The 26779-nt window shown below is 64.0% G+C and carries 23 protein-coding genes; 11 read left to right on the plus strand and 12 right to left on the minus strand.

Going from position 1 to position 26779, the window contains the following annotated elements:
* Positions 1-8: 8 nt before the first annotated feature.
* Genes RBA40_RS03045 through RBA40_RS03060 form a run of 4 tightly spaced genes read left to right on the plus strand, consistent with a single transcriptional unit; the run spans position 9 to position 2735 of the window.
* Entirely contained in the window at positions 9-365 is a 357-nt protein-coding gene (locus RBA40_RS03045) for a hypothetical protein (protein WP_306645864.1), read from the plus strand.
* Positions 358-672: a hypothetical protein gene (locus tag RBA40_RS03050; protein ID WP_306645866.1), complete on the plus strand. Its 315-nt coding sequence runs from the start codon at positions 358-360 to the stop codon at positions 670-672. The genes RBA40_RS03045 and RBA40_RS03050 overlap by 8 nt, the downstream gene beginning before the upstream one ends.
* The gene (locus tag RBA40_RS03055) at positions 669-1751 is read left to right on the plus strand and encodes a radical SAM protein (RefSeq protein ID WP_306645867.1); all 1083 of its coding nucleotides are present in this window, start codon (positions 669-671) and stop codon (positions 1749-1751) included. The genes RBA40_RS03050 and RBA40_RS03055 overlap by 4 nt, the downstream gene beginning before the upstream one ends.
* Before the next feature lie 60 nt (positions 1752-1811).
* Positions 1812-2735, plus strand: a complete 924-nt coding sequence (locus RBA40_RS03060; RefSeq protein WP_306645869.1) for a LysR substrate-binding domain-containing protein — start codon at positions 1812-1814, stop codon at positions 2733-2735.
* A 9-nt stretch (positions 2736-2744) separates the two neighbouring features.
* Here the strand turns inward: RBA40_RS03060 and RBA40_RS03065 are convergent, their stop codons facing one another.
* Positions 2745-3581: a type 1 glutamine amidotransferase domain-containing protein gene (locus RBA40_RS03065; RefSeq protein WP_306645870.1), complete on the minus strand. Its 837-nt coding sequence runs from the start codon at positions 3579-3581 to the stop codon at positions 2745-2747.
* A 101-nt stretch (positions 3582-3682) separates the two neighbouring features.
* Here RBA40_RS03065 and RBA40_RS03070 point away from each other — a divergent pair, with 101 nt between their 5' ends.
* On the plus strand, positions 3683-4582 hold the full coding sequence (locus tag RBA40_RS03070; RefSeq protein ID WP_306646039.1) for a LysR family transcriptional regulator: 900 nt from the start codon (positions 3683-3685) through the stop codon (positions 4580-4582).
* Between the two features lie 51 nt (positions 4583-4633).
* On the opposite strand, the gene RBA40_RS03075 is transcribed toward RBA40_RS03070, so the two are convergent.
* The 6 genes from RBA40_RS03075 to RBA40_RS03100 all read right to left on the minus strand — a co-directional run bounded on the left by RBA40_RS03075 (position 4634) and on the right by RBA40_RS03100 (position 11365).
* Complete coding sequence (locus RBA40_RS03075; protein ID WP_306645871.1) at positions 4634-5377, minus strand: tetratricopeptide repeat protein; 744 nt, start codon at positions 5375-5377, stop codon at positions 4634-4636.
* Positions 5378-5575: 198 nt separating this feature from the next.
* Positions 5576-6673 carry a TonB family protein gene (locus RBA40_RS03080; protein WP_306645873.1) on the minus strand — a complete coding sequence of 366 codons (1098 nt, stop codon included), beginning with the start codon at positions 6671-6673 and terminating at the stop codon, positions 5576-5578.
* 134 nt (positions 6674-6807) lie between these two features.
* Positions 6808-7236 (minus strand): iron chaperone, encoded by a 429-nt coding sequence (locus RBA40_RS03085; RefSeq protein ID WP_306645875.1) that lies wholly within the window; start codon positions 7234-7236, stop codon positions 6808-6810.
* A gap of 49 nt (positions 7237-7285) precedes the next feature.
* Positions 7286-9952, minus strand: a complete 2667-nt coding sequence (locus RBA40_RS03090) for a sensor domain-containing diguanylate cyclase (protein ID WP_306645876.1) — start codon at positions 9950-9952, stop codon at positions 7286-7288.
* A 98-nt stretch (positions 9953-10050) separates the two neighbouring features.
* Entirely contained in the window at positions 10051-10623 is a 573-nt protein-coding gene (locus RBA40_RS03095; protein ID WP_306645878.1) for a hypothetical protein, read from the minus strand.
* 178 nt (positions 10624-10801) lie between these two features.
* The gene (locus RBA40_RS03100) at positions 10802-11365 is read right to left on the minus strand and encodes a PEP-CTERM sorting domain-containing protein (RefSeq protein WP_306645880.1); all 564 of its coding nucleotides are present in this window, start codon (positions 11363-11365) and stop codon (positions 10802-10804) included.
* Between the two features lie 951 nt (positions 11366-12316).
* On the opposite strand from RBA40_RS03100, the gene galT reads away from it, so the two are divergent.
* The 5 genes from galT to RBA40_RS03125 all read left to right on the plus strand — a co-directional run bounded on the left by galT (position 12317) and on the right by RBA40_RS03125 (position 19646).
* Positions 12317-13405 (plus strand): galactose-1-phosphate uridylyltransferase, encoded by a 1089-nt coding sequence (gene galT, locus RBA40_RS03105; protein ID WP_306645882.1) that lies wholly within the window; start codon positions 12317-12319, stop codon positions 13403-13405.
* A 1-nt stretch (position 13406) separates the two neighbouring features.
* The gene (gene galK / locus RBA40_RS03110; RefSeq protein WP_306645884.1) at positions 13407-14501 is read left to right on the plus strand and encodes a galactokinase; all 1095 of its coding nucleotides are present in this window, start codon (positions 13407-13409) and stop codon (positions 14499-14501) included.
* Positions 14498-16264 (plus strand): glycoside hydrolase family 2 protein, encoded by a 1767-nt coding sequence (locus tag RBA40_RS03115; RefSeq protein WP_306645886.1) that lies wholly within the window; start codon positions 14498-14500, stop codon positions 16262-16264. Before galK ends, RBA40_RS03115 begins: the two co-directional genes overlap by 4 nt.
* A gap of 2 nt (positions 16265-16266) precedes the next feature.
* Positions 16267-18936 (plus strand): NAD(P)-binding protein, encoded by a 2670-nt coding sequence (locus RBA40_RS03120; RefSeq protein ID WP_306645887.1) that lies wholly within the window; start codon positions 16267-16269, stop codon positions 18934-18936.
* 125 nt (positions 18937-19061) lie between these two features.
* A complete protein-coding gene (locus tag RBA40_RS03125) occupies positions 19062-19646 on the plus strand; it encodes a sigma-70 family RNA polymerase sigma factor (protein ID WP_306645889.1) in 585 nt (194 codons plus the stop codon).
* Positions 19647-19673: 27 nt separating this feature from the next.
* Here RBA40_RS03125 and RBA40_RS03130 read toward each other — a convergent pair whose 3' ends face one another.
* From RBA40_RS03130 to RBA40_RS03145, 4 genes are all read right to left on the minus strand, one after another.
* Entirely contained in the window at positions 19674-20771 is a 1098-nt protein-coding gene (locus tag RBA40_RS03130; protein WP_306645891.1) for a sensor histidine kinase, read from the minus strand.
* Between the two features lie 280 nt (positions 20772-21051).
* Positions 21052-21867, minus strand: coding sequence for a ZIP family metal transporter (locus tag RBA40_RS03135; RefSeq protein WP_306645893.1), 816 nt, complete (start codon positions 21865-21867; stop codon positions 21052-21054).
* 155 nt (positions 21868-22022) lie between these two features.
* On the minus strand, positions 22023-22907 hold the full coding sequence (locus RBA40_RS03140) for a manganese catalase family protein (RefSeq protein WP_306645894.1): 885 nt from the start codon (positions 22905-22907) through the stop codon (positions 22023-22025).
* A 437-nt stretch (positions 22908-23344) separates the two neighbouring features.
* Positions 23345-23554, minus strand: coding sequence for a hypothetical protein (locus tag RBA40_RS03145; protein WP_306645896.1), 210 nt, complete (start codon positions 23552-23554; stop codon positions 23345-23347).
* Positions 23555-23938: 384 nt separating this feature from the next.
* Here RBA40_RS03145 and RBA40_RS03150 point away from each other — a divergent pair, with 384 nt between their 5' ends.
* Positions 23939-24679, plus strand: coding sequence for a lipoprotein YafT (locus tag RBA40_RS03150; RefSeq protein WP_306645897.1), 741 nt, complete (start codon positions 23939-23941; stop codon positions 24677-24679).
* Here the strand turns inward: RBA40_RS03150 and RBA40_RS03155 are convergent.
* Positions 24661-26748, minus strand: coding sequence for a GDSL-type esterase/lipase family protein (locus RBA40_RS03155; RefSeq protein WP_306645898.1), 2088 nt, complete (start codon positions 26746-26748; stop codon positions 24661-24663). The genes RBA40_RS03150 and RBA40_RS03155 overlap by 19 nt on opposite strands.
* Positions 26749-26779: the final 31 nt, after the last annotated feature.

Consider the following 26779-nt stretch of genomic DNA (forward strand, 5'->3'; position numbering starts at 1 on the left):
AGAGCATCATGTCCGACTCAGCAATTCCCTGGCTGCAAAGCATCGAAACCATTTTGCAGCGCGCCATCGCCGACGTCACCATCGAATATGAAACAGCCAGCCCGAAGGACCGGGCCAAGGTGTACATGGTGCTGGCCAAGTTGCGCGAGCGCCGCAACACGGTCAACAACGCCATCATCGACATCCTGCAAGAAAGAATACAGATCCGGCCGCCCTCGGCCGACACGGTGACGCGTACCAAGGCCTTGACCGATGCGCTGCAATTGTTCGTTTTCACCATCGAAAAATACGATGCTGTGCTGAAACTGCTGTCCGATCTGTCGGTCCTCATTACCAAAACCATCATGGAGCCTGCACATGTCTAAGCCGAACGACCTGAACACCGCGCTGACGGCGCGCCTGCGCTACCACTACACCAGGGAGCAGATCGCCGACCTGACCGATTCGGTGGCCGAGCTGCATGGCATGGGATTCAAATTCGATGACATCTTCCCTGACGGCATACTCAAGCCCGACGCCCTGGTCCTGAAAACCTCGGTGCCCATGGCCGGGCTGGGGGCGGCGATCCTGCAGATCCAGAAGCATCCCGAGCTGCGTCGTATCGAGATTTTTCCCTACGGCATACCGATGCGCGATCTGTGGCGTGTGCATGTCAGGGTTGGCCTGAAATGACCGCCGCCGCCATGCCTGCCGCCGGCCCGACCGCCAATGCCATCTTTCACCTGCATCCTCTGCGCAGGTGCAACCTGGCGTGTGCGCACTGCTATTCCGACAGCGCGCCGCATGCCGCCGGCATGCTCACGTTCGAGCAGGCGGCCGGGGCGATCCGGCAGGCGGCGGCGTGGGGTTACACCCGGCTCGCCATCTCGGGCGGCGAACCGCTGCTCTATCCATGGCTGGCCGATGTCGTGGCGCTGGCGTTGGACTGCGGCATGCAGACGGCGCTCATCACCAACGGCCTGCTGGTGCCGCACCGCGGCAACCTGGACATCCTGCGCCAGGTCGATACGGTGGCGGTCAGCATCGACGGCCTGGGCGCAGCGCACGACCGCATACGCCGGCGTCCGCGCGCTTTCGATGGCGTGTTGCGCACCCTCGGCCTGCTGGCCGATGCCGGCATCGGCTTTCACATCATCTGCGGCGTGAGCGGGGAGAACCTCGACGACGTCGATGAACTGGCCGCGCTGGCGTGCGAGCGGGGCGCCGCGGCGCTCCAGCTGCATCCGATCTCGGCGGCGGGGCGCGCGCGCACCACGATGGCCGACGCGGTGCTCGGGCCCGACGATGCCAACCTGCTGTACCTCGCCGGCACGCTGCTGGCGGCGGCGTACGCGGGGAAGATGGGCGTGCATACCGACCTGGTACACCGCAACTGCGTCATCGCGCGGCCCTGCACGATCTACGCCCGCACGGCCAGCGCCAGCGACGCGGGCGCGCGGCCGGCCGACCTGCTCGGCGTGCTCGTGCTCGAACCGGACGGCACGGTCAATCCGGTCAGCTTCGGCTTCGGGCCGCTGTATGGACTGGGAAACATTCTCGAGCAGCCGCTCGGATCGATGTGGGAACGCTGGCTGGGCGCTGGTTACCGCCGGCTGATCCGGCTGGGGCGCGGCCTGCTGGCGGACCTTGCCGCCCAATCCGGCCCATCCGTGTTCAACCCCAGCGATGTGCTGCGCCTCGCCTCGCATCAGGTCGGCGCGCCCCTTCCGCGCCGCGGCGCATCGCGGGAGGCGGCGATGGCGGTGCGCTGAACCTACGCAGCGGAAGGATGGGATAATAGGCAACCAAGACCCGGTTCCGGAGAAGTTGTCATGCTCATGCTGTCGAAGCACTTACCCAGCACCAGAACCTTGCAGTGCTTCCTGGCGGTGGCGCAGGAGCTCAATTTCCGCCGTGCCGCGGAACTGCTGAACATGTCGCAGCCGCCGCTGTCGCGCCAGATCAAGGGCCTGGAAGACATGCTGCGGGTGCAGCTGATCGTACGCGACACCCAACAGGTAAGTCTGACCCCGGCCGGCGAAGCCTTCAAGGACGAGGCGTACAAGATCCTGCTGGCGCTGGACCTGGCCGTGGCCGGCGCCAACGCCGGTTCTCACGCTGACGATGCGGCCATGGTGCGCATGGGCCTGACCAGCGTGATCAATCATTCCCTGATGCCCGGGCTGAACGCGCTCGTCACCGATTCGGCCTTCACCGGAGGGCGGGCGCTGGAGCGCGCCTGGTCGAAGCGGCTGGTCGAGCGGGTGCGCAGCGGAGCGCTCGATCTGGCGATCGTCGGCGATATCGTCACGCCGACCGACGACCTGGCGGTCGCGACGGTCGGCAGCGAGCCGATGATCGTGGTCCTGCCGGCGTCCCACCCGGCCGCCGCGAAGGCCGAGGTGGGCCTGGCCGAACTTGGCGCCACGCCCCTGTTCTGGTTTTCACGCACTGACAATCCCGCTTTCTACGACAAGTGCGAGCGCAGTTTCAGGCACTTCGGCTATGCCGCCCCGCGCCGCCTCGAACCGAAAGATTTCACGATGCTGCTGGCCTCGGTGGCGGCGGGCGAGGGCGTGGCCCTGTGCCCGCAGTCGATGCAGGCCACCTCGCGCATCGGCGTGGCCTACCGCGCGCTGCCGCCGGCACTGGCGCGCCTGCTGTCGATCGACGTGCAGGTGGTCTCGCGTGCGCACGAAACGCGCGCGGCGGTGCTCGATAAGGTCGAGGCCATCCGCGCGGCGCTCGGCTCCTGACCTGGCGCGCTACTTCAAGCGCTCGACCATGGCTTGACCGACCTGCAAGGCCGAAGCCGGATTCTGCCCGGTGATCAGTTCCCGGTCGGTTACCACATGGCTGGTCCATGGCGCCGCATTGCTGCTGTAGCGGGCACCGGCCTGCTCCAGCGCGCTCTGCGGCAGCAGTTTCATGGTGCCGCCGTTCAATGCCGCCTTCGCCAGCGCTTCTTCCTGATTGCTGATCACAGTCATGCGATAGCCCGCGTAGATCCAGCCGGGCGGCGTGGCCTTGCTGCCCTGTTCCATGCGGCCGATGGTGCTTTCCGGCTTGCTCAAAGCCGACAGCAGCGCCGCCGGGCCGTGGCAGACCAGCGCCGTGGTTTTGCCGGCCTGGTGGAAATGGGTCAGCAGGCGCCCGAGCGCGGCGCTGCGGATCAGATCCTGCATCGGCGCGTGGCCGCCCGGAACATACACCGCGTCATAGCGCGCATAACCAATCTGCTCGACCCGCGCCAGGCTGATGACCGGGGAGCGCTGGCTTGATGTGATGTCGAGCTTGGCGATCAAGTCCTGGTGCTGCTTCAACTGGGCGGCGTCGCCTTGAAAATACATGGGATCGAGCGAGGTGGCGTCGACCGTGGGCGCCTTGCCGGTGGGCGTGGCGAACGTCACCTCGTGGCCGGCGTCGAGCAACAGCTTGAGCGGCTGCGCCAGCTCGTTGAGGTAAAAGCCGGTCGGGTAGGTCTTGCCATCCTTTAGGTCGAGGCGGTCCGAGTCGGACAGCACGACCAGCACGTTGGCGGCCGGGCTGGCGCCTGCCAGGGTGAGCAGCAGGGCGGCGATGAGGGGTTTCAGTTGATTCATGGTCAGTTTCCGTCGGTAGTTGGCGTAGGTAAGACTATATTCAAGCCTTCAAAGGAGATAAACTACCTTCGACAACAATGATTAGTTCTTTAAAGGCAAAAATGGCGCGGCGCTACGGGCACTTGGGCGATGTGGAGATCTTTCTGGCGGTGGCCGAGCACGGTTCGCTGACCGCGGCCGCCGTGGCGCTGGCCACCACGGCGTCGGTCGTCAGTCGCGCGCTGGCCCGGCTGGAGCAGCACCTGGGAAGCCAGCTGTTGCGGCGTACCACGCGCAGCCTGAGCATGACCGATGCCGGCCAGCTGTACCTGGAGCAGTCCTTGGCCGCATTCGCGCTGATCGATGACGCCGAGCGCGCCATCCTGGGCCAGGCCGACGATGTGGCGGGGCGTGTGCGGCTGAGCGTGCCGACGACGTATGCGCATTACCGCCTTCCGCGTTTGCTCGATGCATTTTCGCGGCAGTATCCGCAGGTGAGGGTGGAACTCAATATCGCCAACCGCAACGTCGACCTGGTGGCTGAAGGGTTCGATCTGGCGGTGCGCCTTGGCGACTTGCCGGACAGCGGCATGGTGGCGCGCAAGCTGGAAGACGCGCCGTTGCGCCTGGTGGCGTCGCCGGACTATCTCAAGCGAGCGGGAACGCCACGGTCGTTCGAGGAACTGCAGCGGCATGCCTGTATCTGTTTCGTCATGCCCAGCACCGGGCGCGTGTCTCCCTGGCTGTTGCGCGATGGAAGTGGCGACGTGGACTGGTCGCCGACACCGCGCGTGACCGTCTCGGACGATGTGCTCGGCGTGGTCTCGCTTGCCGCTCACGGCCTCGGGGTGTGCCAGAGCTACGACTTCATCGTGCGCGACCGCATCGGGCGTGGCGAACTGGTCGAGCTGCTGCCGCAACTGCGCGGGCGCACCCGCGCGTTTTCCGCGATTTATGCCGGGCACCGGCGCCCGTCAGCTGCCGCGCGTGCCCTGATCGGCGCGCTCACCGCCGCGCGCTAGCGGTCGGCCTGGCTTCGGCGGCTACCACGTGCGCGACTGGCGCGTCCTGGGTCAGCGCGGGCCCGGGACCGGTTTGTCCGCGATCTGGCGCCATTTGGCCGCCTTGACCGGATTGGCCGCCACGCCCTGGCCACGTTCGTACATCGTGGCAATGGACTGCTGCGCCGGCTTGCTGCCGCCGAGCGCCGCGTGTTCGTACAGCGCCGCGGCCTTGGCGTCATCGCGTGCGACGCCGTGTCCGTGTTCGTAGCAGCGCGCAAGGATGAACTGTCCCTGGGCGTCGTTTTGCGCCACCGCCTTGCGCACCAGCGCGAGACCCAGTTCAATCCATTCCGGCGAGATTTCTTTCATCAGCATCGCCCCGTAAAATGCCTGGCTGGGCGCGTATCCTTGCGCGGAGGCCTTGCGGAACCATTCGCGCGCCGCGTCCACGTCGCGGGTGTGTCCCGGCTGGCCCATCGCCAGCATGCCCATCGCGTGCTGTGCTACGGGCAGGCCCAAGTCGGCCGCCTTGCGGTACCAGCTCGCCGACTGCGCCGGGTCCGGCTTGTCGCCAATGCCGAACTGGAAGGCGGTGCCCAGCGCCAGATGGGCGGCGTGGTAGTCTTGTGCCGTCGCCTTGCACCACCATGCGATGGCTGCGGCGGGATCTTTCGCGACGCCCGCGCCATCCATGTAGCTCATGCCGAGCGCGTACTGCTCCGCGGGCGCGCCGCGCTCTGCCGCCGCGCGGGTGGAGGCCAGGGCGGCTGCCGGACTGGGCAACGGGAAGAACGGGTTTGATGTTGTACGCAACCGGCCCCGGAGGGACGGGGACAGTGCGCGGCAGCTCGCCGGGCTGGGCCAGCGACTGCGTGCACACGGTCGCCAGCATGGCGGCAAGCGCGGCAAGCCGGCGCGGGCGGTGCAGCGACGGAAAAGGGGGCAAGGGTGGTCATGTGAGCTCGGGATCAAATTGCAATTTACGCCGAGGACGGGGCATCCGTCATGAACTCAGCGTGGGCGCGGGGGTGGTATTGCCGCAGCCTTGCGCCACTGGTCCGCCTTGACCGGGTCGGCCGCCACACCCTCGCCGCGTTCGTACATCGTGGCCATGAGACGCTGCGCCCGCTTACTGCCTCCAAGCGCCGCTTTTTCAAACAGCGTCGCCGCCATGGCTTTATCCTGCGCCACGCCGCGCCCGGCATCGTAGCATTGCCCGAGGAGAAACTGGCCCACGAAATCGTCTTGCGCCGCAGCCTTGGACAGCAGCGCCATGCCTTGCTCGATTCCTTCCGGAGTATTGTCGTCCAACAGCAGCGAGCCGTAGTACGCCTGGCTGCGCGCCCATCCTTGCGCGGCCGCCTTGCGAAACCACTCGCGTGAGGCCACCTTGTCGGCAGCCACCTTGTCGGCGGCCACGCCTGCGCCGTTGAGCAACAGGAGTCCCAGCATGTTCTGCGCCTCGGGCATACCCAGGTCGGCGGCCTTGCGATACCAGACCATGGCTTGTACCAGGTCTGGCTTTCCGGAATCTCCGTAGTGCAGCGCCCTGGCCAGGCTGAGATGCGCCTTCAGGTCGCCCTGATCGGCCGCCTTGCGCCACCAGACGAACGCTTCGGCGGGGTCGCGGGCGACACCCTCGCCAGTCATGTAGATTGACCCGAGCCGGAGCTGCGATGCGGGTTCGCCGCGTTCCGCGGCCGCGCGCACGGCGGGCAGCGGAACCGCAGCCTCGGCTGCGGTTGGCCCGTCGAACGTCCAGACGTATTGCATCTGCATCCACGCTTCCTCCGCTTTGCCGTCGACGATGGTCGGATTGAACACGCAGCGCCGGATGCCATCGTGGGCGGCCATGTCGAGCAAATGAAAGCCGCTCGACTTGACGATCTTGGCACCCTTCACCGCGCCATCAGTGCCGATCAGAAACGATAGCGTGACCGTTCCTTCCTGCTTGCTGCGCAGCGAGGCTTTGGGAAACACCGGCTTGGCGCAGGACCCGGGCTTGATCGGATTGGCGCTCAGCGCGGGCGGGATTTTCACATGAACGGGCCCGGCCGCGTCTTGTTGCGCAGGCGCGTTGGTGGACACGGATGTCAGCACGGCAAGCATGAGGGCAAGCCGGCGCGGCAAGCGGGGGAGTGGTACCGGGAAGATCATGCAGGCTCAGGGAAAAATTTCATTGTTTCAATTGTACAGGATGGCGTTCCCAGCGGTAAGATAACTTGCGGCTTGCGCGTGCGCTGTCAGCGCGGCTGCGGAAGCGCTGTTTCCGCAATCCGGGCGCTATCAGCCGGCTTTGCCTGCTTGCGCCAAAACGTGTCGCACCGTGCTTTGTCCACGATATTGAATTGGATGATTTTCTCGAGCAGGGAAAAATCGACCTCTCCCTTCCAGGGAATGCGGATCAACTGGCTGGTATGTCCATAGCCTGCCGCGACGATTTGCCTGGAAAAATGATCGATCGCAGCTGCTTCCGGGGCGAGCGCCAGATGCGGCTTGGCGAGGCTGAAGCCGATAATGAAGGTGCCGTGATCGGTGAACATCGGCTGGTTCCACGCGATTTTCCGATCCAGATGCGGAAACTGTTCAGCTACCCAATCGAGAACCGCTTCGGTACGTTCACGATGCTGTGGATCGGCGATCTGCGCCAGAAAATCTGCGAAAACGCTCATGATGTCGCCTTGAAAGTAGCAGATGAAATCAACGCCCGGCGGGCCATCGTCAGGGCACGCCGGCGACGCGATACTGGTTTTTGCCCGCATGCTTGGCGCTATACAGGGCCGTATCCGCATGCGTGGCCAGGACTTGGGCCGTGGCGGCCTGATGCGCACACCAGGCGATGCCGATGCTGGCCGATACGTTCCATGGATGGCCGAGGATATCGAAAGCAAGCGTCATCGAGGCCACCAGTTTTTGCCCGATCGTTTCGCATTCGGCGACCGAATCCACGTTTTCCAGGATGATGGTGAATTCGTCGCCGGCGAGACGGCAGACGGTGTCGGTTTTCCTCACCGCGCCGTTCAAACGGCGGCTGAATTGCTTGAGCACCTCGTCGCCGCCGGCGTGCCCGAGCGTATCGTTGATGGTTTTGAAGTGGTCGATGTCCAGATACACCAGCGCCATCGGCCGCTTGCTGCGGCCGGCGCGCTCGATGGCGGCGGCCAGCAGCACTTCGTAATGGCGGCGGTTGTGCAGGCCGGTCAGCGCGTCGGTATTGGCCAGTTCCGTGAGCTGGTGCTCGTGCTGCCAGGTTGCCGTCACATCGGTCGAGAGCACATACGCGCCCAGGACCGCGTCGCCGCGCTTGTGCGGGATGAACAGGATGTTGAGCACGCGGTTGTGCGTTTCGTTGGCAATGGCGATGTCGAGCTGCACCGTCTCGCCTTCGAGGCAGCGATAGAAATACGCTTCGCGTGGCGCACAAAATTCGCGGCCGAACACTTCCTCGACGGTCTTGCCGATCAACTCCGCCGGACACACCCCGTACCACTGCGTGTGCATGGCGTTGGCGAACTGGAAGCGGGTATCGCGGTCGATGTAGGAAATCAGGATGGGCAGGTTGTCGGTAATGGTGCGCAGCCGTTCTTCGCTGTCGCGCTGGCGGATTTCACTGGCCTTGCGCTCGCTGATGTCGAACGCCATGGCGAAAAAGCCGTTGGGTTTGCCATCGGCGTCGAGGTTCGGAATATACGACGCATAGTAGGAGAGCAAGCGACCTTCGACCGTCATGTCGCCCTCGAACGAGGCCCGGGTGCCGCCCATGGCCGTCTCGATGTGCGGCCCGACTTTGGCAAATTCGGCGTCGGAGTAGGCCATGCGCACCGGTTGCCCCAGTAATTGCTCGCGCGGCATGCCGAAAAAGCGCGCGGCGCGCGAATTGAGAAATACGAACACGCCGCTGCGGTCGATCTGCCCGATCAGGGTGGGCAGGTTTTCGGTGATGGCCAGCAGGCGCTGTTCGTTGAGCTTGAGTTCGTGCTGGACCAGCGCGAGGTCGGTGACATCTTTCATCGCCACCACCGCGCCGATGCGCGCGCCTTCGGCGTCGAGGAGCCGCCGGCCGCTGGCGAGGAAACTGCGCTTGTAGCCATCGCGCGCGATGACCAGGGGGTAGTCCTGGACCACTTCGCCGTGAAAGGAGCGGTGCAGGGGTGTCTCGCCGGGCGCGAGCGGGGTCACCCCATCGGCACGGAACATATCGTCGTGCACGGCCCAGGCCAGCGTGGCGGCGTGGTCGTGGGCCAGTCCGTGGATATCGCGCATGGCATGGTTGAAGAGATTGATCCGGCCGTCCGCCGTGCAGGCCACGACGCCGACATCGATGGTATCGAGCACGGCGTCGAGCTGTTTCTGCTGCTCTTGCAAGGCGCCCTGGGCGTCGAGGCGGGCGGAGATGTCGTGCAAGAACGCGCCGAAGAGCACCCCCTCGGCGGTGGGAAACGCACTGATTGCCATTTCCACGGTGATTTCCTCGCCGCTTTTCTTGCAGGCGGGAAGTTCGATGCGCTGGTTCAGGACGCGGCCCACGCCCGAGCTCAGGTAGCGCGCCATGCCGTCATGGTGGGCCGCGCGAAAACGCTGCGGAATGATGGTGGTGGCCAGGTCCAGCCCGAGCACATCGGCCCGGGTCCAGCCGAAGGTGTGTTCGGCCGCCGCATTCCAGTCGACGATGCAGCCACGCGTGTCGATGCTGACGAAGGCGCTCAGCGACGATTCGATGATGGTGCGGTTGCGTGCTTCGCTCTGGCGCAGCGTGTCTTCGATGTCCTTGCGCTGTGCCACTTCCCGGGTCAGTGCCCGGTTGCTTTCCTGTAGCGAGGCGGTACGCGCGCCGATGCGCGCTTCCAGTTCGGCATTGAATTGCTGCAGCGCCTGTTCGGCGGCCTGGCGCGCGCTCACCAGGGCATTTTTGTTCAGCTCACTTTCTACCAGGCTGGCAAGGTCGCGCAGCAAGAGCGATTCTGCGGCGCTGAACGCGCGCGGTACCGTGTCGAGCACACACAGGGTGCCGACGGCATGGCCGTCCAGGGAAAAGATCGGCTGGCCGGCGTAAAACCGGACCTTGGGCGCTTGCGTGACGAGCGGATTGGTCGAAAACCTGGCGTCGCGCAAGGTGTCCGGCACCACCAGCAGTTCGCGGCCGGCCACCGCATGGCTGCAAAAAGCCATCGAGCGCGGCGTTTCGGCCACTGCCAGACCAACCCGCGACTTGAACCACTGCCGCCCCAGGTCGACCAGCGATACGAGCGCAATGGGCGTGTTGAGCGCCGCGCTGGCCAGGCGGGTGAGCCGGTCGAAACGTTCTTCGGCCGGCGTGTCGAGCAGGGCCAGCGCTTCGAGCGCGCGTACGCGTGCGGCATCGTCTACATCGTCAATAACCGTTTGCATGGCCAGCGTCATCCCATCTCGCGTTGACGGCGGGCAGCACAGCAATGCGTCGCCCTGGTCAGGCGAGCATAGCAAATTCAGTCAGATCATGTCGGCGCTCATGGCAGCCGAATCGCGGCCCGTTGCCACTCCATGATCCAGTTCTCTTCCCAGGTGGCGCCGCCATCGCGCGAGACGGCCTGGTACCAGCGGCATGAATTGGGCGTGATCCTGTCCCAGACGCCGCGCGTGATGAGCGCTTTGCCGTCGTCGATATCGGTGCTGTCCCAGGTGCCGGCGCCGTTGGTAAAACTGCCCCACGAGGCCGGATTGAGCACCCCGTTCTTTTTGTTGCACCAATGGTCGGCCCACAGCTTTTTTTCGACATCGAGAATGCGCAATCCCATGCCGCTGAAGTTTCGTGCTGGAATGCGTAGTTCTTCGACGCTGGCCAGGCCGCCCAGCATGCCGATGACGGTCGCCTCGCCCTCGAACGACTCCCATTGCTTGCCGTTCAATTGCTTGTGCCGGATTGTCCATTCGCCCGACAGGAAGTCGAAATCGCCCGGCTTGCCGCTTGCCGTCGGCGCCTGCGCGGCTGCGCTGGCGCTGCCGAGCCCTGGCTGGCCCGCCGCGCCGATTCCGGCGCCCGCTTGCAGCAGCCTGCGTTGTGCATTGGTTGTGATGGTCAAATTGTTCTCCTGAGAAGTTATTTTAAGTTCATGCCCTGGCCGTTGCAGCAATGTGGTGGCAACGGCGACAAGCATGAGGCTTATTCAGGGCGGATTACGCCCTGTTAAGTTCTGGGGAGCGAGTGCGTCATGCAGGCTATCAAGAGGTGGCGCAGGCTGAATGCTTCGCCATGCCGGATCAGGACTCGAGCTTCGCCGTGGAAGCCGAGCGGCGGCGCGCGGCCCCGAACAGGGCCAGCAAACCGGCGCCGAGCATCATGTAGGTCTGCGGCTCGGGCACCGCGGTGATCGAAAACTGCGTGTTCTCGGTCCACAGATAGGCCGTGTAGTACGGCTGGCCGCCGCCACTCGACCAGGACGTAAAGCCATACCGGTCGCCCGACCTGGCCGTGTAATACGTATCGGACCAATCGTTCCGTCTTGTTTTATCCATCGAGAAATTCAGCAGTCCGCCTGGTTGATACGAGAAACTGTTAATTGAGCATGACGTTTCGTTGTCGCCTGACTCGTTGGCGCAAGGCGCGTAGCTATGGTTGACAAATTTGAACGCGATCAGTTCCGACGCGCCGTATACGCCATCCCCATTCTTGTCTTCCACCGAGAACTGGCCCTTGAGGATGTCCGTCACGTCGCGGTAATCCTGGAAGAAATTCTGGTAGCTGAAATCGAAGACTTTTACTTCGGCGTGGGCGGACATGGCGCACGCCATCATGGCGGCGCCGCAGAGCAGTTTTTTTAACATGGTAAGTTTCCTGAAGAGGTTGGAGAAGCCGATCCCCTCGGCGCATTCGCCGAAGAAAGTGACAGAGTGGCAACATTCCTACGGGAAAAACAAGAGCTTTTACATCATAGTGTAAAAAATTCAAGATGTCGTGGGCGCCGCGCTCGGCGGCCACGCCTATCCGGCACCTGACTGTGCTGAAGGTGGACGCGCCAGTCATGAACAGCACGCCGCTAAGCTACCTCAAGGCCGCGATGGCGAGCCTCATATGGGCGATTCGGCCGCTCTGAACTTTACCTTCACACCCACCTTGCCCCACATTCAGCCGATTCTTCTCCAGAAGATAAATATCGTGAAGCACAGGAAAAACGGATATTCCGATTGCTCGTGCATGCGGCATGCGTTTTTCGAGAGAGATTCGCAGTGATCGGAAAAAGGTGTCTTTGTATCTCAATAATGCATCGTTGCGCTGCCCCCAGGGAATTAAAAAACCAGCTGACCCGCAAGCCTTGACGGGCTTATGCGCGGAGTGTTCCGCTATCGCTCTTTCAATTAAGATATTGAACGACCAGTATAAAAGAACTGATAAGCATTTTTGCGGAAATTATCATTCTTGGTTACATTGCATAATTTTTTGGTCCTGTTTGGCGCCGGTCGCACAAAAAAATGTGACATCGGCGCACCGGCCGTTGTTCCGGTGCGAATCGTGCTTGCCAGAAGATTTCCCGTTTTGGTGTAAGACAAATCTCACATTTGTATGCCTATTGTGAACTCAGGTCACGAAACGTCAGTTCACATTTCACTCTTACAAACGCCAAGCTCGCAGTTGTGAAGAAAACCGAAAGTTTGGCTTATACGATTCCCGCTAGAAATGTTTCGTTGTGTTAAAAATAATACGGAAGAGGCACGTGCTAACATTTCCTTACAATTTTTAAACACCCTCATCGAAGGCGCAAGTTAATCCGGCTCTCTATGCATACCATCGAATTGACAAAACCCGACGGGCGCGCGCTGACCTTGTACAGCAATGCGCCGATTACCGCGCACGATCCTGCGCCGAGTCCATCGGCGGAGTCGATCCAGGCCAATCCGCATTTGCGCTGGCATCCCTTGCGTGGTGAATGGGTCGCTTATGCCGCATTCCGCCAGAATCGCCCATTCCTGCCGCCGCCGGAATATAACCCGCTGGCCGTCAATACCGATCCGGCCAATCCCACCGAGCTGCCCCGGGGCGATTACGAGATCGCCGTTTTCGATAACCGCTTTCCTTCGCTGGCCCCGGATTCGCACGATCCGCCGGCCCTGCACGTGGCCAGCGCGCCGGCCAACGGACGCTGCGAAGTGGTGGTGTTTACCCAGGACCCGGGTGCGCCCCTGCATAGCCTGAGCGTGTCGCGCATCGTCCTGCTGCTGCAGGTCTGGGCCGACCGCACCACACGCGCCGCGCGCACCGGCACGATTCGTTACGTGCTGCCGTTCGAGAACCGCGGCGCGGAAGTGGGCGTGACCTTGCACCACCCGCACGGCCAGATCTATTCCTATCCCTTCGTGCCGCCCATCCCGCAGCGCATGCTCGAGCGCGAGCAGGCGTACTTCGCCGAACACGGACAAAGCCTGCTGTGCCGGATGGCGCGCACCGAATTCGAGGACGCTCTGCGCATCGTCTACCGCAACGAGCATGCGGTCGCTTTCGTGCCACCGTGTGCGCGCTACCCCTACGAGGTGTGGGTCATGCCGCGCGATCCGGTCGAGAACTTCGCCGCGCTTGGCGACGAGCAGCGCCGCTGCCTGGCGCTTGCCGTCAAGGCGGTGCTGCTCAAGTACGAAGGGCTGTGGCAGCGGCCTTTTCCCTACCTGATGACGTGGTACCAGGCCCCGCTCGACGGCAAGGCGCATCCGGAAACCCAGCTGCACGCCGAGTTTTACCCGCCGTACCGCACCCGCGAGCGCCTCAAGTTCCTGGCCGGGACGGAACTGGGAGCGGGCATGTTCGCGATGGACGTGCTGCCCGAGGAAAAGGCAAAAGAGCTGCAGATGGTGCCAATCACACTGGATGAATGACATGGCAATCACTTTTGAAACGTTTTTTGACGATGTCGCGCCGGTCGAGGAATCCGCGCCGGGCCGCGTGAACCTGCTTGGCGAACACACCGATTACAACGATGGCTTCGTGCTGCCGGTCGCCACGCCCATGCGCACCCATGTCGCGCTGGCGCCGAGCAGGGACGATGCCTTTCACTTCTACTCGGCGCAAACGCGCGACCACGTCGTGATGGGCAGGCGGGCGCGCCTGGCGTCGGGCTACGGGCGCTATATCGAAGGCTGCATCCGCCTGCTGGAGCAGCGCGGCCACGAGGTGCCGCCGCTGCGCGTGCATGTGCGCTCCAGCGTGCCGATGGGCGCCGGGCTGTCGTCGAGCGCGGCGCTGGAAGTGGCCACCCTGCGCGCCTTGCGCACCTTTCTCGGCCTGGCGCTGACCGATGTCGAGATTGCGCAAGTGGCGCAAAAGGCCGAAGTGGCCTACGCCGGCGTGCAGTGCGGGATCATGGATCAGATGGCGGCCAGCCTGTGCGACGAATCGCACATGCTGTTTCTCGATACCCGCTCGCTGGTGCGCGACGTGCTGCCGCTGCCCCCGGATGCCGAAGTGCTGGTCATCGACAGCGGCGTGGCGCGCACGCTCGCGGCCACCAAGTACAACGAGCGGCGCGCCGAGTGCGGCACGGCGGCGCTGGCGGCAGGCGTGTCATCGCTGCGCGATCTGGACAGCCTGGACCAGCTGGCCCGCGTGGACGAACCGTTCCGCCGGCGCGCGCGCCATGTGTTCACCGAAAACGCCCGCGTCGCGCGCGCGGTCCAGGGTGTCGGCGCGTCCGAATTCGGCCAGCTGATGAACGCCTCGCACGCCAGCCTGCGCGACGACTACGAAGTGTCCACGGTCGAACTGGACATCTTGTGCGACCTGATGCGCGCCCAGCCGTGGGTGCATGGCGCGCGCCTGACCGGGGCCGGCTTCGGCGGCGCCTGCGTGGCCCTGTGCGACGCCGGCACGGCGGCGGCCGCCGGCGCGGCGGTCCTCTCCCACTACAACAACGCAAGCGGGCGGGCAGGGCGGGTCCTGATGCCGGCCGCATCACATCAAGGAGCGCAGCTTTGAGCGATTTTCTGTACCCACGTCCCCAGCTAGAACGCGATAACTGGTTATCGCTCAACGGCCAATGGCAATTCGCGTTCGACGACGACCTTCAGTTCCACCTGCCGTCCGACCCGATCGCATGGGCCATGTCGATCACGGTGCCGTTCGCGCCCGAGGCGGCGGCCAGCGGCATCGGCCACACCGGCTTTCACCGCGCCTGCTGGTACCGGCGCGAATTCGACATGGCGCCCGGCGAAGGCCGCGTGATCCTGCACTTCGGCGCCGTCGACTACGCCGCGCGGGTCTGGGTCAACGGCCACCTGGTGGTCGAGCATGAAGGCGGACACACGCCGTTTTCGGCCGATATCACCGGCTCGCTGGCCGCCGACGGACCGCAAACGGTGGTGGTGCACGCGATCGACGATCCGCACGACCTGGCCAAGCCGCGCGGCAAGCAGGACTGGCTGGTCGAACCGCACTCGATCTGGTATCCGCGCACCACCGGCATCTGGCAGACGGTGTGGGTGGAACGGGTGGCCAGCACGTACATCCAGAAGCTGCGCTGGACCCCGATCTTCGACGGCTACGAAATCGGCTGCGAGATTTTCGCCTGCGGCGAGATCATGGACGACCTGTTCGTCGAGGTCAAGCTGTGGCACGGCGAGAACCTGCTGGCCGACGACCACTATAAACTGATCGGCCACGAGGCGAACCGCAAGATTGCCCTGTCCGATCCCGGCATCGACGATTCGCGCAACGAGCTGCTGTGGAGCCCGGAGCGTCCGACCCTGCTGACGGCCGAACTGACCCTGCACCACAACGGCCAGGTCTTGGATACCGTGCGTTCCTACACGGCGCTGCGCTCGGTGGCGATCACGCGCGACCGCTTCATGCTCAACGGCCGCCCGTATCCCTTGCGCATGGTGCTCGACCAGGGCTACTGGCCCGACACCCTGATGACCGCGCCGTCGGACGACGCCCTCCGGCGCGACGTTGAACTGGCCAAGGCGATGGGCTTTAACGGCGTGCGCAAGCATCAGAAGATCGAAGACCCGCGCTACCTGTACTGGGCCGACCGGCTTGGCCTGCTGGTGTGGGAAGAAATGCCGTCGGCCTACCGCTTCAGTTCCAAGGCGATCACCCGCATCGTGCACGAGTGGACCGAGGCCATCGAGCGCGATTACAGCCACCCGTGCGTGATCGTCTGGGTGCCGTTCAACGAGTCCTGGGGCGTGCCGAACCTGACCTCGACCCAGGCCCATCGCAACGCGGTCGAGGCGCTGTACCACCTGACCCGCACCCTGGACGGCACGCGTCCGGTGATCGGCAACGATGGCTGGGAAGCCTCGGCCACCGATATTCTGGGCATCCACGACTACGATGCCGATCCGGAGAAGCTGCGCTCGCGTTACGAGACGACCGAGCCGGCGCGCACCCTGTTCGACCAGCGCCGCCCGGCCGGCCGCATTTTGACGCTGGACGGCTTTCCGCACCGCGGCCAGCCGATCGTGCTCACCGAGTTCGGCGGCATTGCCTTCGACAAGAGCGCGACTGCGGAGCATACCTGGGGCTACTCGCGCGCCGACTCGGAAGCCGGTTTCATTGACCATTACCGGCGCTTGCTGGAAGTAGTCAATACGACCTTGCTGTTCAGCGGATTTTGCTACACCCAGTTCGCCGACACGTTCCAGGAGACGAACGGGCTGCTGTGCGCGGACCGCACCCCCAAGGTGCCAATCGAACAAATCAATGCGGCAACGCGCAATATTCAACCAGGAGAGTAAGCATGAACGACCAGCTACAAAACAGGGCTCCCGCCCACGCCCCCAAGGGAAGCGCCCTTGAAACCATCATCGTGTTCTGCCATCTGCGCTGGGACTTCGTGTATCAACGCCCGCAACACCTGCTTTCGCGCCTGGCCGAGCATTTCAAGGTGCTGGTGGTCGAGGAGCCGATCTTCCACGAGGGGGACAGTTTTCTCAAGAGCCGCCAGGTGGCGCCGAACCTGACGGTGTACCAGCCGCACACGCCGGTAGCAGCGCACGGTTTTCACGACGACCAGATTCCGCTGCTGCAGCCGCTGCTGGCCGAACTGGTGCCGGCCGGCGAAGACCCGATCGCCTGGTGCTACACGCCGATGGCGCTGCCGCTGCTGCAATCGGTTCACCCGCGCGTGGTGGTGTACGACTGCATGGACGAGCTGTCGGCGTTCAGGAACGCGCCAAAACAGTTGCTGCAGCGCGAAACGGCGCTGCTGAACCTGGCCGACGTCGTCTTCACCGGCGGGCCTAGCCTGTACGAGGCCAAGCGCGACCGCAATCCGAACGCGCACTGCTTCCCGAGCAGCGTGGACGTGAGCCATTTTTCCAAGGCGCTCGATCGCGCGCGCGTGCATCCGTCGCAAACCGGCCTGGCCACGCCGCGGCTGGGATTTTTTGGCGTGATCGACGAACGCTTCGATATCGACCTGCTCAAAGCCGTGGCCGACGCGCACCCGGAATGGCAGCTCGTCATGGTCGGCCCCGTGGTCAAGATCGATCCGGCCTCGTTGCCGAAAAGCAGCAATATTCACTACATGGGACAGGCTTCGTACGAGGAACTGCCGCCTTACCTGGCGGCGTGGGATGTGTGCCTGCTCCCGTTCGCGCTTAACGAGTCGACCAAGTTCATCAGCCCGACCAAGGTGCTGGAGTATATGGCGGCCGAGTTGCCGATCGTGAGCACCGCGATCACGGACGTGGTCAAGCCGTACGGCAGCATTGTCAGCATCGCCCATTCGCCGCGCGAATTCATCGCCGCGTGCGAAGACGCGCTGGCCATGAGCCCGGAACGGCGCGCGAAAATGGTCGACGACATGCGCGCCGTGGTCCAGCGCACCTCGTGGGCCGCCACCGCCGACCAGATGCGCGCGCTGCTGACCGCGCGGCCGGCCCAGGAACGGCACGATGGCGCCCTGGCGGGCACGAATGCGGCCAGCGTCAATCCGCTGCGCGCAACGGCCGCCACGCAAAAGTACAACTGCGTAATCGTCGGCGGCGGGCCGACCGGGCTGTCGGCGGCCTACCATCTGGGCAAGGATGCGATCCTGCTCGACAAGAACCCAACCCCGGGCGGCTGGTGCCGCTCGATCGAGGACCGCGGCTTCACGTTCGACTACGCGGGCCACATCATGTTCTCGAACGACCCGTATGTGCTCAAGCTGTATGACAAGCTGCTGGGCGATAACCTGCACTGGCAGAACCGCGAAGCCTGGGTCTACAGCAAGGACGTGTACACGCGTTATCCCTTCCAGGGTGCGCTGTACGGCTTGCCGCCCAAGGTGATCACCGAGTGCATCGTCGGCGCCATCGAAGCGCGCTACGGGGTGGAGAAGGAGACGCAGAAGGCGTCCGCATGCGACCTGGCCAAGCCGGTCGAGGATTGCTGCGCCGATGGCGGCGTCGAACTGCCGGCGGGCGCGCAGGGCGAGACGGCAGTCGCGGCGGCACCAGCCAAGCCGGGCAACTTCGAGGAATTCATCTACAAGGTGTGGGGCGCGGGCATTGCGAAGCATTTTGCCATTCCATATAACAAAAAACTGTGGACGGTGCCGCTGACGGAAATGGAAACGTCCTGGCTCGGCGGGCGCGTGCCGCTGCCGGATTTGGCCGAGATCATCGAAGGGGCGCTCGAACCGGTCGGCAAACCGATGGGCCCGAACGCGCGCTTCGGTTATCCGCTCAAGGGCGGCTTCCAGGCGCTGGTCAGCGGCTTCCTGCCGTTCATCGAAGGCAAGGTCGAGCACAATGCCGAGGTGACGCAGGTGCTGCCAAGCGAGAAGACCGTGGCGCTGGCGGACGGGCGCCGCATCCGCTACGAGCACCTGATCAGCACCATGCCGCTGCCGGAACTGGTCCGGATGATCGGCCAGGAAGCGCCGGAAGAGGTGCGCATGGCTGCCAAGGGGCTGAACCACATTTCGATCCGCTGCGTCAACCTGGGCATCAACCGCGCCAATATCACGGACAAGCACTGGATTTACTATCCGGAAGAAACGATTTTCCATCGTATTTTCGTGCAGGGCAATGCCAGCCCGCACTGCAATCCGCCCGGCGGCTTTGGCCTGACTTGCGAGATTTCCTACTCGCCATGGAAACCGCTGCCGCTCGATGGCGATGCCCTGATTCAACGCTGTATCGAGGATTGCATCGCGGTCGGCATCATCGATGCGAGCGATGAAGTGATCGTCTCCAACCAGGTCGACATGCCGTATGCCTATGTGGTCTACGACCACGCTCGCGCCGCCAACGTGGCGACGGTCAAGGAATGGCTGGCGCGGCACGATATCGTGCTGTCCGGACGCTACAGCGAGTGGGAGTACTACAACTCCGACCACGCTTTCATCGCCGGCAAGAAGGCGGCGGAAGCGGTGCAGGCAGCCGCTGCCGGCGCCAGCCGCAGCGCGGCCGCCGAGTAACCTGGTAGTGGCCGCCATCCGTATCCGGATGGCGGCATGAAGCGTTCCTTTTCGGGCAGATTTCCTATGAGAGACCTTGTAACTGGCCGGCCACGGCAAGCCCGGCCTGGCGCCCGGGGCGCCTTGTGAGCGCGCGCCGAAGCGAGCAGGCGCTGATCGAGGCGGTGGGACGGGGCGAGCCGCATGCGTTCGATGCCCTGGTGGCGCCGTACCGGCGCCGCCTGTTCCTGCTCGCGCTTAAAATCGTGCGCGACCCGGCCGATGCCGACGACGTTGTGCAGGACACCCTGATCCTGGTGTACGGCTCGCTGGGCACGTTTCGCGCGCAGTCCTGTTTTTACACCTGGATGTTCCGTATCGCCTACAACTGCGCCCTCGGATTCCTGGCGCGCCGCAAGCGCCTGTTGCCCGACGAGTCCGGTGTACTGGACGACTGGCGCAGCGCGGAATGGGTCGTGTGCGAGAGCGCCGATCCCGAAAAGGCGCTGGCCGGCAAGCAAATGGCCGCGGCCATCGATGCCGCGCTCGACGCCATGGTTCCCGAGCACAAGACCGCCATCCTCCTGCGTGAGCTGGCGGGGATGAGCTATGGGCAGATTGCCGCCACCATGCTGTGCCCGGTGGGGACGGTGCGCAGCCGGATTGCCAGCGCCCGCGTGGCGATTGCGGGCAAGCTCAAGCGGCGCGGCTTCGCTTGCGGTCAAGCCTGACCCTGCCTTGGAAGAGTCCGGTCCCGATCATTCAAGCAAGCGGTGCAGCGCGGCAACCTCCAGCGCCGGGGGCGCGGCCGGCGCTTCCCAGCCTCCCGCGCGCCCACCGTCATCGACATAGGGGCGGCAGTCGACCGGCACATCGATCAGGAACGTGGTGCCGGTCTGCGCCGCGCTGTCGACGGCCACGCTGCCGCCGTGGCTCTCCGCCGCGCGCTTCACGAATGGCAATCCGATGCCCCAGCCTGCCTGCCCCGGCACCTGCCGTTCGCGCCGCAGATAATCGAAGATGCGCCCGCGTTGCTCCGCGCTGAGCGGATTGCCGGTGTTGTGGACGGTCAGCAGGATGTTCCCGTGGGATGTGCTCAGTTCGATGCGAATCGGGCCGCCATCGCCATATTTCATTGCATTGGCGACAAGGTTTTCCAATGCCCGGCGCATGGTATCGCGGCACCACCAGCCCTCCACGCCAATGGCGACCATTTCCAGCGCGGCGGGATAGCGGTCGGCGAACTCGCGCTGAACGAGCAGGATCAGTTCGCGCATGTCGAAGCGGCTCAGCTGCAGCGGCAGCCGTTCGCCGCGGTGCGTGGTGAGGGCGTCGAGCACTTCGCCGACCATGGCTTCAAGGCGGGCCGCGTTGGCGGCGATTTTTTCGCCCAGGCGTTTGGCCTGCGCCAGGTCGTCGGCCACCCCGATCAGCTGCGCCCCGTTGGCGATCACGGCCAGCGGCGTGCGCATGTCGTGCGACAGGGCGGCGGCCATCTTGTGGCGCAGGTCTTCATGGATCGAGGTGAACTCGCGCACCGCTTCGCGGATGGCGGTGTTGATGGAGCGGTCGATGATGGTCCAGTCGGCGGGACTGAGCGCGAGCCCGTGCGTGTCGCAGACCTCGCCGAGCGCCTCGCGGAACAGCTGGTATTCATGAATGAGCTGTTCGGCGCCGAAATTGGTCATGCGCGCGCGTTCTCCACCGTGCGCGGCGGCGGCGGTGGTGTGGCTGGTCGCGTCCTGGCGCGGGTAGTCGGGCGTGAGCGCCTGAATCAGGTTGCTGTAAAAGGAGGGCAGGGTATTGATCAGGATGGGTCTGCGCAGCGCGCGGGCGGTACTGATGTGGCTGCGCACCAGTGTTTCCCAACGCTCCAATACGGCAGCCCTGATTCCTTCCAGCGCCACCGATACCGCGGACAATGTCCGCGCGCCAGTGTTTCGATCCGTCGCCAGTGCCATCTCATCCCCCCATGGTTCGTCTAACGCCTTGTCCGGGTGTTTCTTTTCACATGGTGCAGTGAAATGAACGGGACAAATTTTTCGTTAACAAGGGTACTGCATTTTGGCGATGCGGGACAGACGGGTGCAAGCGTGCCGCGCCCGGCGCCGGCGCGGCACGCGTCAAGCAAGGCAGCTAGGTCAGCGCCGTATCGAGGATGGTCATCAGGATAAAGCCGGCCACCAGCGCGATACTGGACACCTTGCCATTGCCGTGGCTGTGCGACTCGGGGATGACGTTATTTACAATCACAAACAGCATCGCGCCGGCGGCGAGGGCCAGGCCGCCGGGCAGCATGCCGGTTGCCACGCTGAACATCGCGGCGCCGAATGCGGCGGCCAGCGGCTCGACCAGCCCGCTGGCGGCGGCGAACAGCACCGACGTCATGCGGCTGTTGCCGGCCGTGCGCAGGGCCAGCGCCACGACCAGGCCCTCCGGAATGTCCTGGATCGAAATGGCCGTGGCCAGGGTGCGCGCATCGCCCGCATCCGGCCCGGCGAAGGCGACGCCGATGGCCAGGCCCTCGGGAATATTATGCAGCGCGACTGCCGCCACGAACAGCCACGCGTGCTTGACCGATGCGCTGACCCGGCGCTCGTCGAGCAGCGTTTGGGAATTGTGGCCCACCACCTTTTCCAGCAACAGGATCAGCACGGCGCCGATCGCGATGCCGGTGCCGACAATGGCGCTCGACGCCATTGCGCTGCCGCCGTTGGCGCGCGCTGCCGCCAGCGCGGGCACGATCAGCGAAAACGCGGTCGCGGCCAGCATCACGCCGGAGCCGAAACCGAGCATGGCGTCATAGGTGCGCTTGCCGAAACCGCGTGCGCACAGGACCGGCAGCGCGCCGATGGCCGTCGCCAGCGCCGCCGCTCCACCGCCGGCGAGTGCGCCGCGCAATGCCGCGCTCATGTCCCGGGACGGGTTCAGCATCGCCGCGAGCAATACCACGCTGGTTCCCAGAAGGAGAACGGCGCCGATTGCCCAACGGCGCTCAAGGACCCGGCCAAGGCGTGCACCAAAGCGCATTCTGTCGGCAGATAATTCCATGTGCACTCTCACTTGGCTGGTCAATCGGGCTCGGTCACGCGGGCATGCCTGGCCGCTCAGACCGGGGCGCCGCCACGCGCGCCCAGTTCGGCGCCGGTGACCGGGTCCGCGGTCGGATCGGACTGGGTGCGCAGCGCCGTCTTCTTGAGCAGGGCGATGTCGCTTTCCGGCAGAACCACGCCGGCGCTGCCGTCACCGCCATCGACCGCCGCCTGTTTCTCGCGGTCCGACACGTAGTTCCAGTTCTCGCCCCGGTTCCAGGAACCGCGCATTTCGCCCTCGCCCTGCGACATATTGAAATACACGCTGTCAAAGCGCGGATCGCCCGCCTTTTTCCCCGGAGGGAAATTCGGTTCGATCGCGTACAGTGCTTTCTCGAACGACTTCTGGTGGGCGATCTCGCGCGTCATCAGAAAGCCCAGCGCTTCTTTCACGCCCGGGTCTTCGGTGAGATTAATAAGCCGTTCATAGACAATTTTTGCGCGCGATTCGGCTGCGATGTTCGAGCGCAAATCGGCGGTCGGCTCGCCCATGGTGTCGATATAGGCGGCCGTGAACGGAACGCCGGCCGAATTGATGAGCGGTGCACCGCCGCCATATACCACCTGCGTTAAGTGACTGTCATTGCCGGCACCGGTAATCTTGCGGTACAGATCGCCCTCTTTATCGACGCCTTCAGCCAATTGGCCTTTTGCTCCCTTGTTGAGCATGACGACGATATTGCCGATCACTTCCAGATGGCTCAGCTCTTCGGTGGCGATATCGAACAGCATGTCCTTTCGTCCCGGATCATCCTCGGCCAGAGCTTGTGTGAAGTAGCGGCAGGCGGCCGCCAATTCGCCCTGGGGACCGCCGAACTGTTCCAGCATCAGATTGGCCAGCCCCGGATTCGGTTCGCTGACCCGGACGGTGTATTGCAAGCGCTTGTTATGTGCAAACATGTGAACTCCTCGAAGTGAATGGATCCGGACCCGCCGGCGCTGTTACGCCAAACGGGAATGGATAAATCGCAGCGGCCCGATACAGCGATAACGATTCCCACACCTCGAACCGGTTTCCGCCATTTCGCGGCAATGACTGGCTAAGTGAAATGCTTAACCAAGACCCATGTTAAGCAGGTGGAAGAGTTGAAGCGGTAAGAGAAGTTATTGAGGCGGTGTAGGAGTTCGCGCCGTTTTATTGCCACTTTTTGGGCGCGATGTGGCAGCCCGGTTTGCGCCGCAGCGGCGGGCGGCGTTGTCGACGTTGAGGACGGGGAACGCATCGCTTTGCACTGATGGCCAGTGCAAAGCGGGCTGGGCAACCCGGGAAGGGCGGGCCGCCGCAAAGCGGCGAGCAGGGGAGGGAGATGCGGATAGCGCGGTGCCGGAACGGGGGGTCAGCAACTTCCTTTGGTGTCCATCAGCAGGCAACTGTGTTCCAGGTCCTTCTCCGTCGCCATGCCCTCAGGCCCGGCGGCGCCGGGTGGCGCGACACGGATCGACACCATCTTCCCTGCGTTCACTTCAAACAGAACACGGTCGTGACCGCGCTGCTGCATGACGATAAAGACACCCTCTGGGGCGGTGGAGTGCGGGCGTACAGGCATACATTTTCCTTTCGGGTTATCGGGCGTGGAGTCGCGCAGCCAGGGCTGCCGTCGGGGGATGTCGCTTGCGCCAGTCGCGCTCTCGCGTGTGCTTGCGCTCCCCGATTCCATCTCTGCAAATTGCGGGCCAGGAGCAAAACCGCGCCAACTCTGGCGGTTCTCCGGCGCATACACCCATAGCGCTTGCTGTCGCGTATCGGTTGACATGTAAATGACATGATCCAGTAACACGTAAGCGGCGGCTGTCCATGAAGCAGTGACACGGGTCGCCCTCGACTTGAAACGTCTGGTAACAAACTAGTCCGGGCGGCAGGCGTTTCTTCTGAGCCTGGCAGGCCAATTGCAGTATCATCAGCGCTCACAAATAGTAATAGAAAGATAAAAATGCGTTTTTCTCAAGGTTTCTTCGTGCGCGGCTCGGTTGCCGGCTTATGCTTGCTGCTCATGTCCGGCTGCGCGACCCGTTCCATTTCGGATTCCGGTTATCCGGACAGGCCGAGCGGTTACGGCCGGCCGGCGAGTTCGCAGTACCGCGGCGAACTGACGGAATTTAACGTACTCGGCATTCAGCCCACTGCGGTGGTAACGGAAGAAGCGATTCGCGAGGCATTGGATAAGCGCCAGAAAATGACGCTCGCCAAAAACAGTCCGGTCATGCTGGTGCAATCAGGTGCATTGATTCCCGACGAAGCGATGGTCAAGGTTTTTTCGCAATACTATCAGCCGATCGTTTTTAGCGGAGTCCCCGAGGAAGGGCAGGGCAGGATCAATTACGCCGGCCACCTGCGCCTGGCGGCGGCGCGCAGCGGTAGTGAAAAACTGATGGTGTACTGGGGCATCCTGGAATCGGGCCGCGAAAACATGTCCACCAAGGTGGTGTCGTGGGTTCCCATTCTCGGCGCGCTCGTTCCGGACGAGAACCAGCACATGCGCATTCGCCTGAAGGTGGCGCTGGTCGATGTCCGCACCGGGCAGTGGGAAATGTTTTCGCCAGAGCCGTTCAAGGATGTCGACTTCAGCTCGCGCGGCTCGCGTGCAGCGGTTGACCAGGCCCAGGTCGCCCTGTTGAAAGAACAGGCCTATCGCGCGGCCGTGACCCAGCTGTTTTACAAGTTCTCCAGCTGATCGAGGTCGTTCTCCGCCTTGGGTGGCTGCGCCAGCACCCACATGAAATACAGCGCCTTGGCCGCCTTCGCGCGGCTGACCAGTGCCTGCGGCGCCAGGAGGCGCCCGTTGACCATGCGCCCGCGCGCGATGCCGTCCTCGGACCGGATCAGGCCAAGTTCATAGGCATCCCTGAGCTTGTCCGCATACCTCGCGGGCACCTCGTCGGTGTCGCCCAGTTGCTTCCAACGCAGCAGCGGATAGTACATCGCCCCCTGTGCGCCCATGTCGAGGTTCGGATCGTAGCCCGGTGCGCCCGGCACCACCGTTTTGCCATTGTACGCAGTCATGTAGCGCGGCCTGTCGGCGAACCTGGCGTGATAGGCGTCGGCCAGGATGGCGCCCATCGCCGCGCGCGACAGCGGACCGCCGGCATGGCCCGGCAGCGACGCGCCAGGAATACCCATCAGCCGGCACAGCGCTTCGATGAATTCGTGCGTCTGCATGACCGCGGCGGGATTGACGTTGCCGCCCGCATCCTTGCGCAAGGCGCCCAGTTGCAGCAGCTTTTCGAACTGGTTGCGGTAGTACGCACCGTCGCCGCTGGCGATGTCGTTGGCCACTTCCGGCTGCAGCGCTGACCAGTCGCCGGCGGCGATGGCTTCGCGCACCTCGCCTTTCAACAGCGCGGCCATGCCGGCGGCCACCGGGTCGCCCGCCTTGCCGATCCGCGCCAGCTCGGTGGCGACGATGCGCGCGTATTGTTTGGACAGCGCTTCCTTGAAGTGCGTGCCATCGATCTTGTTGGCCGGGTGGCCATTGGCGAAACTGCCGTCGTTGGTTTTGCCGGGCGTTTCGCCGGCCTCGATCGACATCACCATCGCCCTGATGGCGGAAACGCCGCTCTGGTTGTAATACTCGACACTGCGCGTATTCAGATCGACCACCGTAACCTGATGCTTGGCGCCGAGCTTTTTCAACAGATCGGGAAAGCGGCGCCTGGTGAAGGAATTGACGTACGCCTCGCCCGGCTTCATCTGGCCATTCACGCGCGACATGGGCGTGACCAGCACCGGCACCATGCCGCGCGCGCGGATCGCCGGCAGGTACACCTGCGTGAGCATGGCCTCGTACATGGTTTCGGTGGCGCCGCGCCCGAAGCGCCGCGTTGCGTCGTCGCTCTCGTCGTTGTGGCCGAACTGGATCATCACGATGTCGCCCACATGGCCGGCCAGCAGCAGGTCGTTCAGGCGTCCTTCGCTGTACGCCGAGCGAAACGATCGCCCGCCCATTGAATAGTTCACCACCCGCACCCTGGCAGGGTCGAACAGCTTGTCGAACACCTGGCCCCAGCCGCTCATGGGCGCTTCGTCGAAGGTGTAGGATTTGACGGTGGAATCGCCCAGGGTGAAGATCGTCGGCAGAACACCGGCGGGCCGCGCTTGCGGCGCGATCGGCGTCAGGACGATTTCCGCCATCCCGACCGGCGTATCGGGACGCGCCGGCTCGATCTCGATATCGATGAATGGCTGGCCGTTGACGTAGCGGTAGGACCACTCCTTGCCGCTGGCGACAACGCGGGTGTGGTTTGGCATCAGCTCGGCCGCGTCCCAGAACACGCGTCCGAGCAGGCGGCTGGTCTGCATGCCGGACACCGACACCGTGGTGTCTTGCGCATCGGAGGTGGTGCGCACCCGGATCGCGTAAGCGCCCGGCGCCGCCTTGATGCGGAACGCCATGCCGAAGTTGTTGTAATGGAGGCCCTCGAATTTGTTCTCCGCCATGAACCTCGGCTCGCTGATGAAGAAGCCCTTGCCGTCGCTGCGGATCTGCGCGGTGTGGACCGTACGCGCCGGCTGCGCGCCGGTCTGGCTGACGAAGCCGAAGCCACGCGCTTCGTCGAACAGCGGAGCGCCTTGCGCATCGTTCCACGGCACGCTGACGGCGCCGGGCTGGCGCTGGCTGGTGAAGTTAAAGCGCAGTTCCGAACTCGCCTGCGCCGCCGGCGCAAGCCAGAACACGCAGGCCGCCACGGCGGCGGCGCATGCGCGCGCAATGCCGCTGATGGGGACAATAGTTAATGTGTACATGGTGTCGATCTTACCTATTTTGGCAACAACA

It is taken from the genome of Massilia pseudoviolaceinigra (assembly GCF_030846505.1).
GTDB classification, from domain to species: domain Bacteria; phylum Pseudomonadota; class Gammaproteobacteria; order Burkholderiales; family Burkholderiaceae_D; genus Telluria_A; species Telluria_A violaceinigra.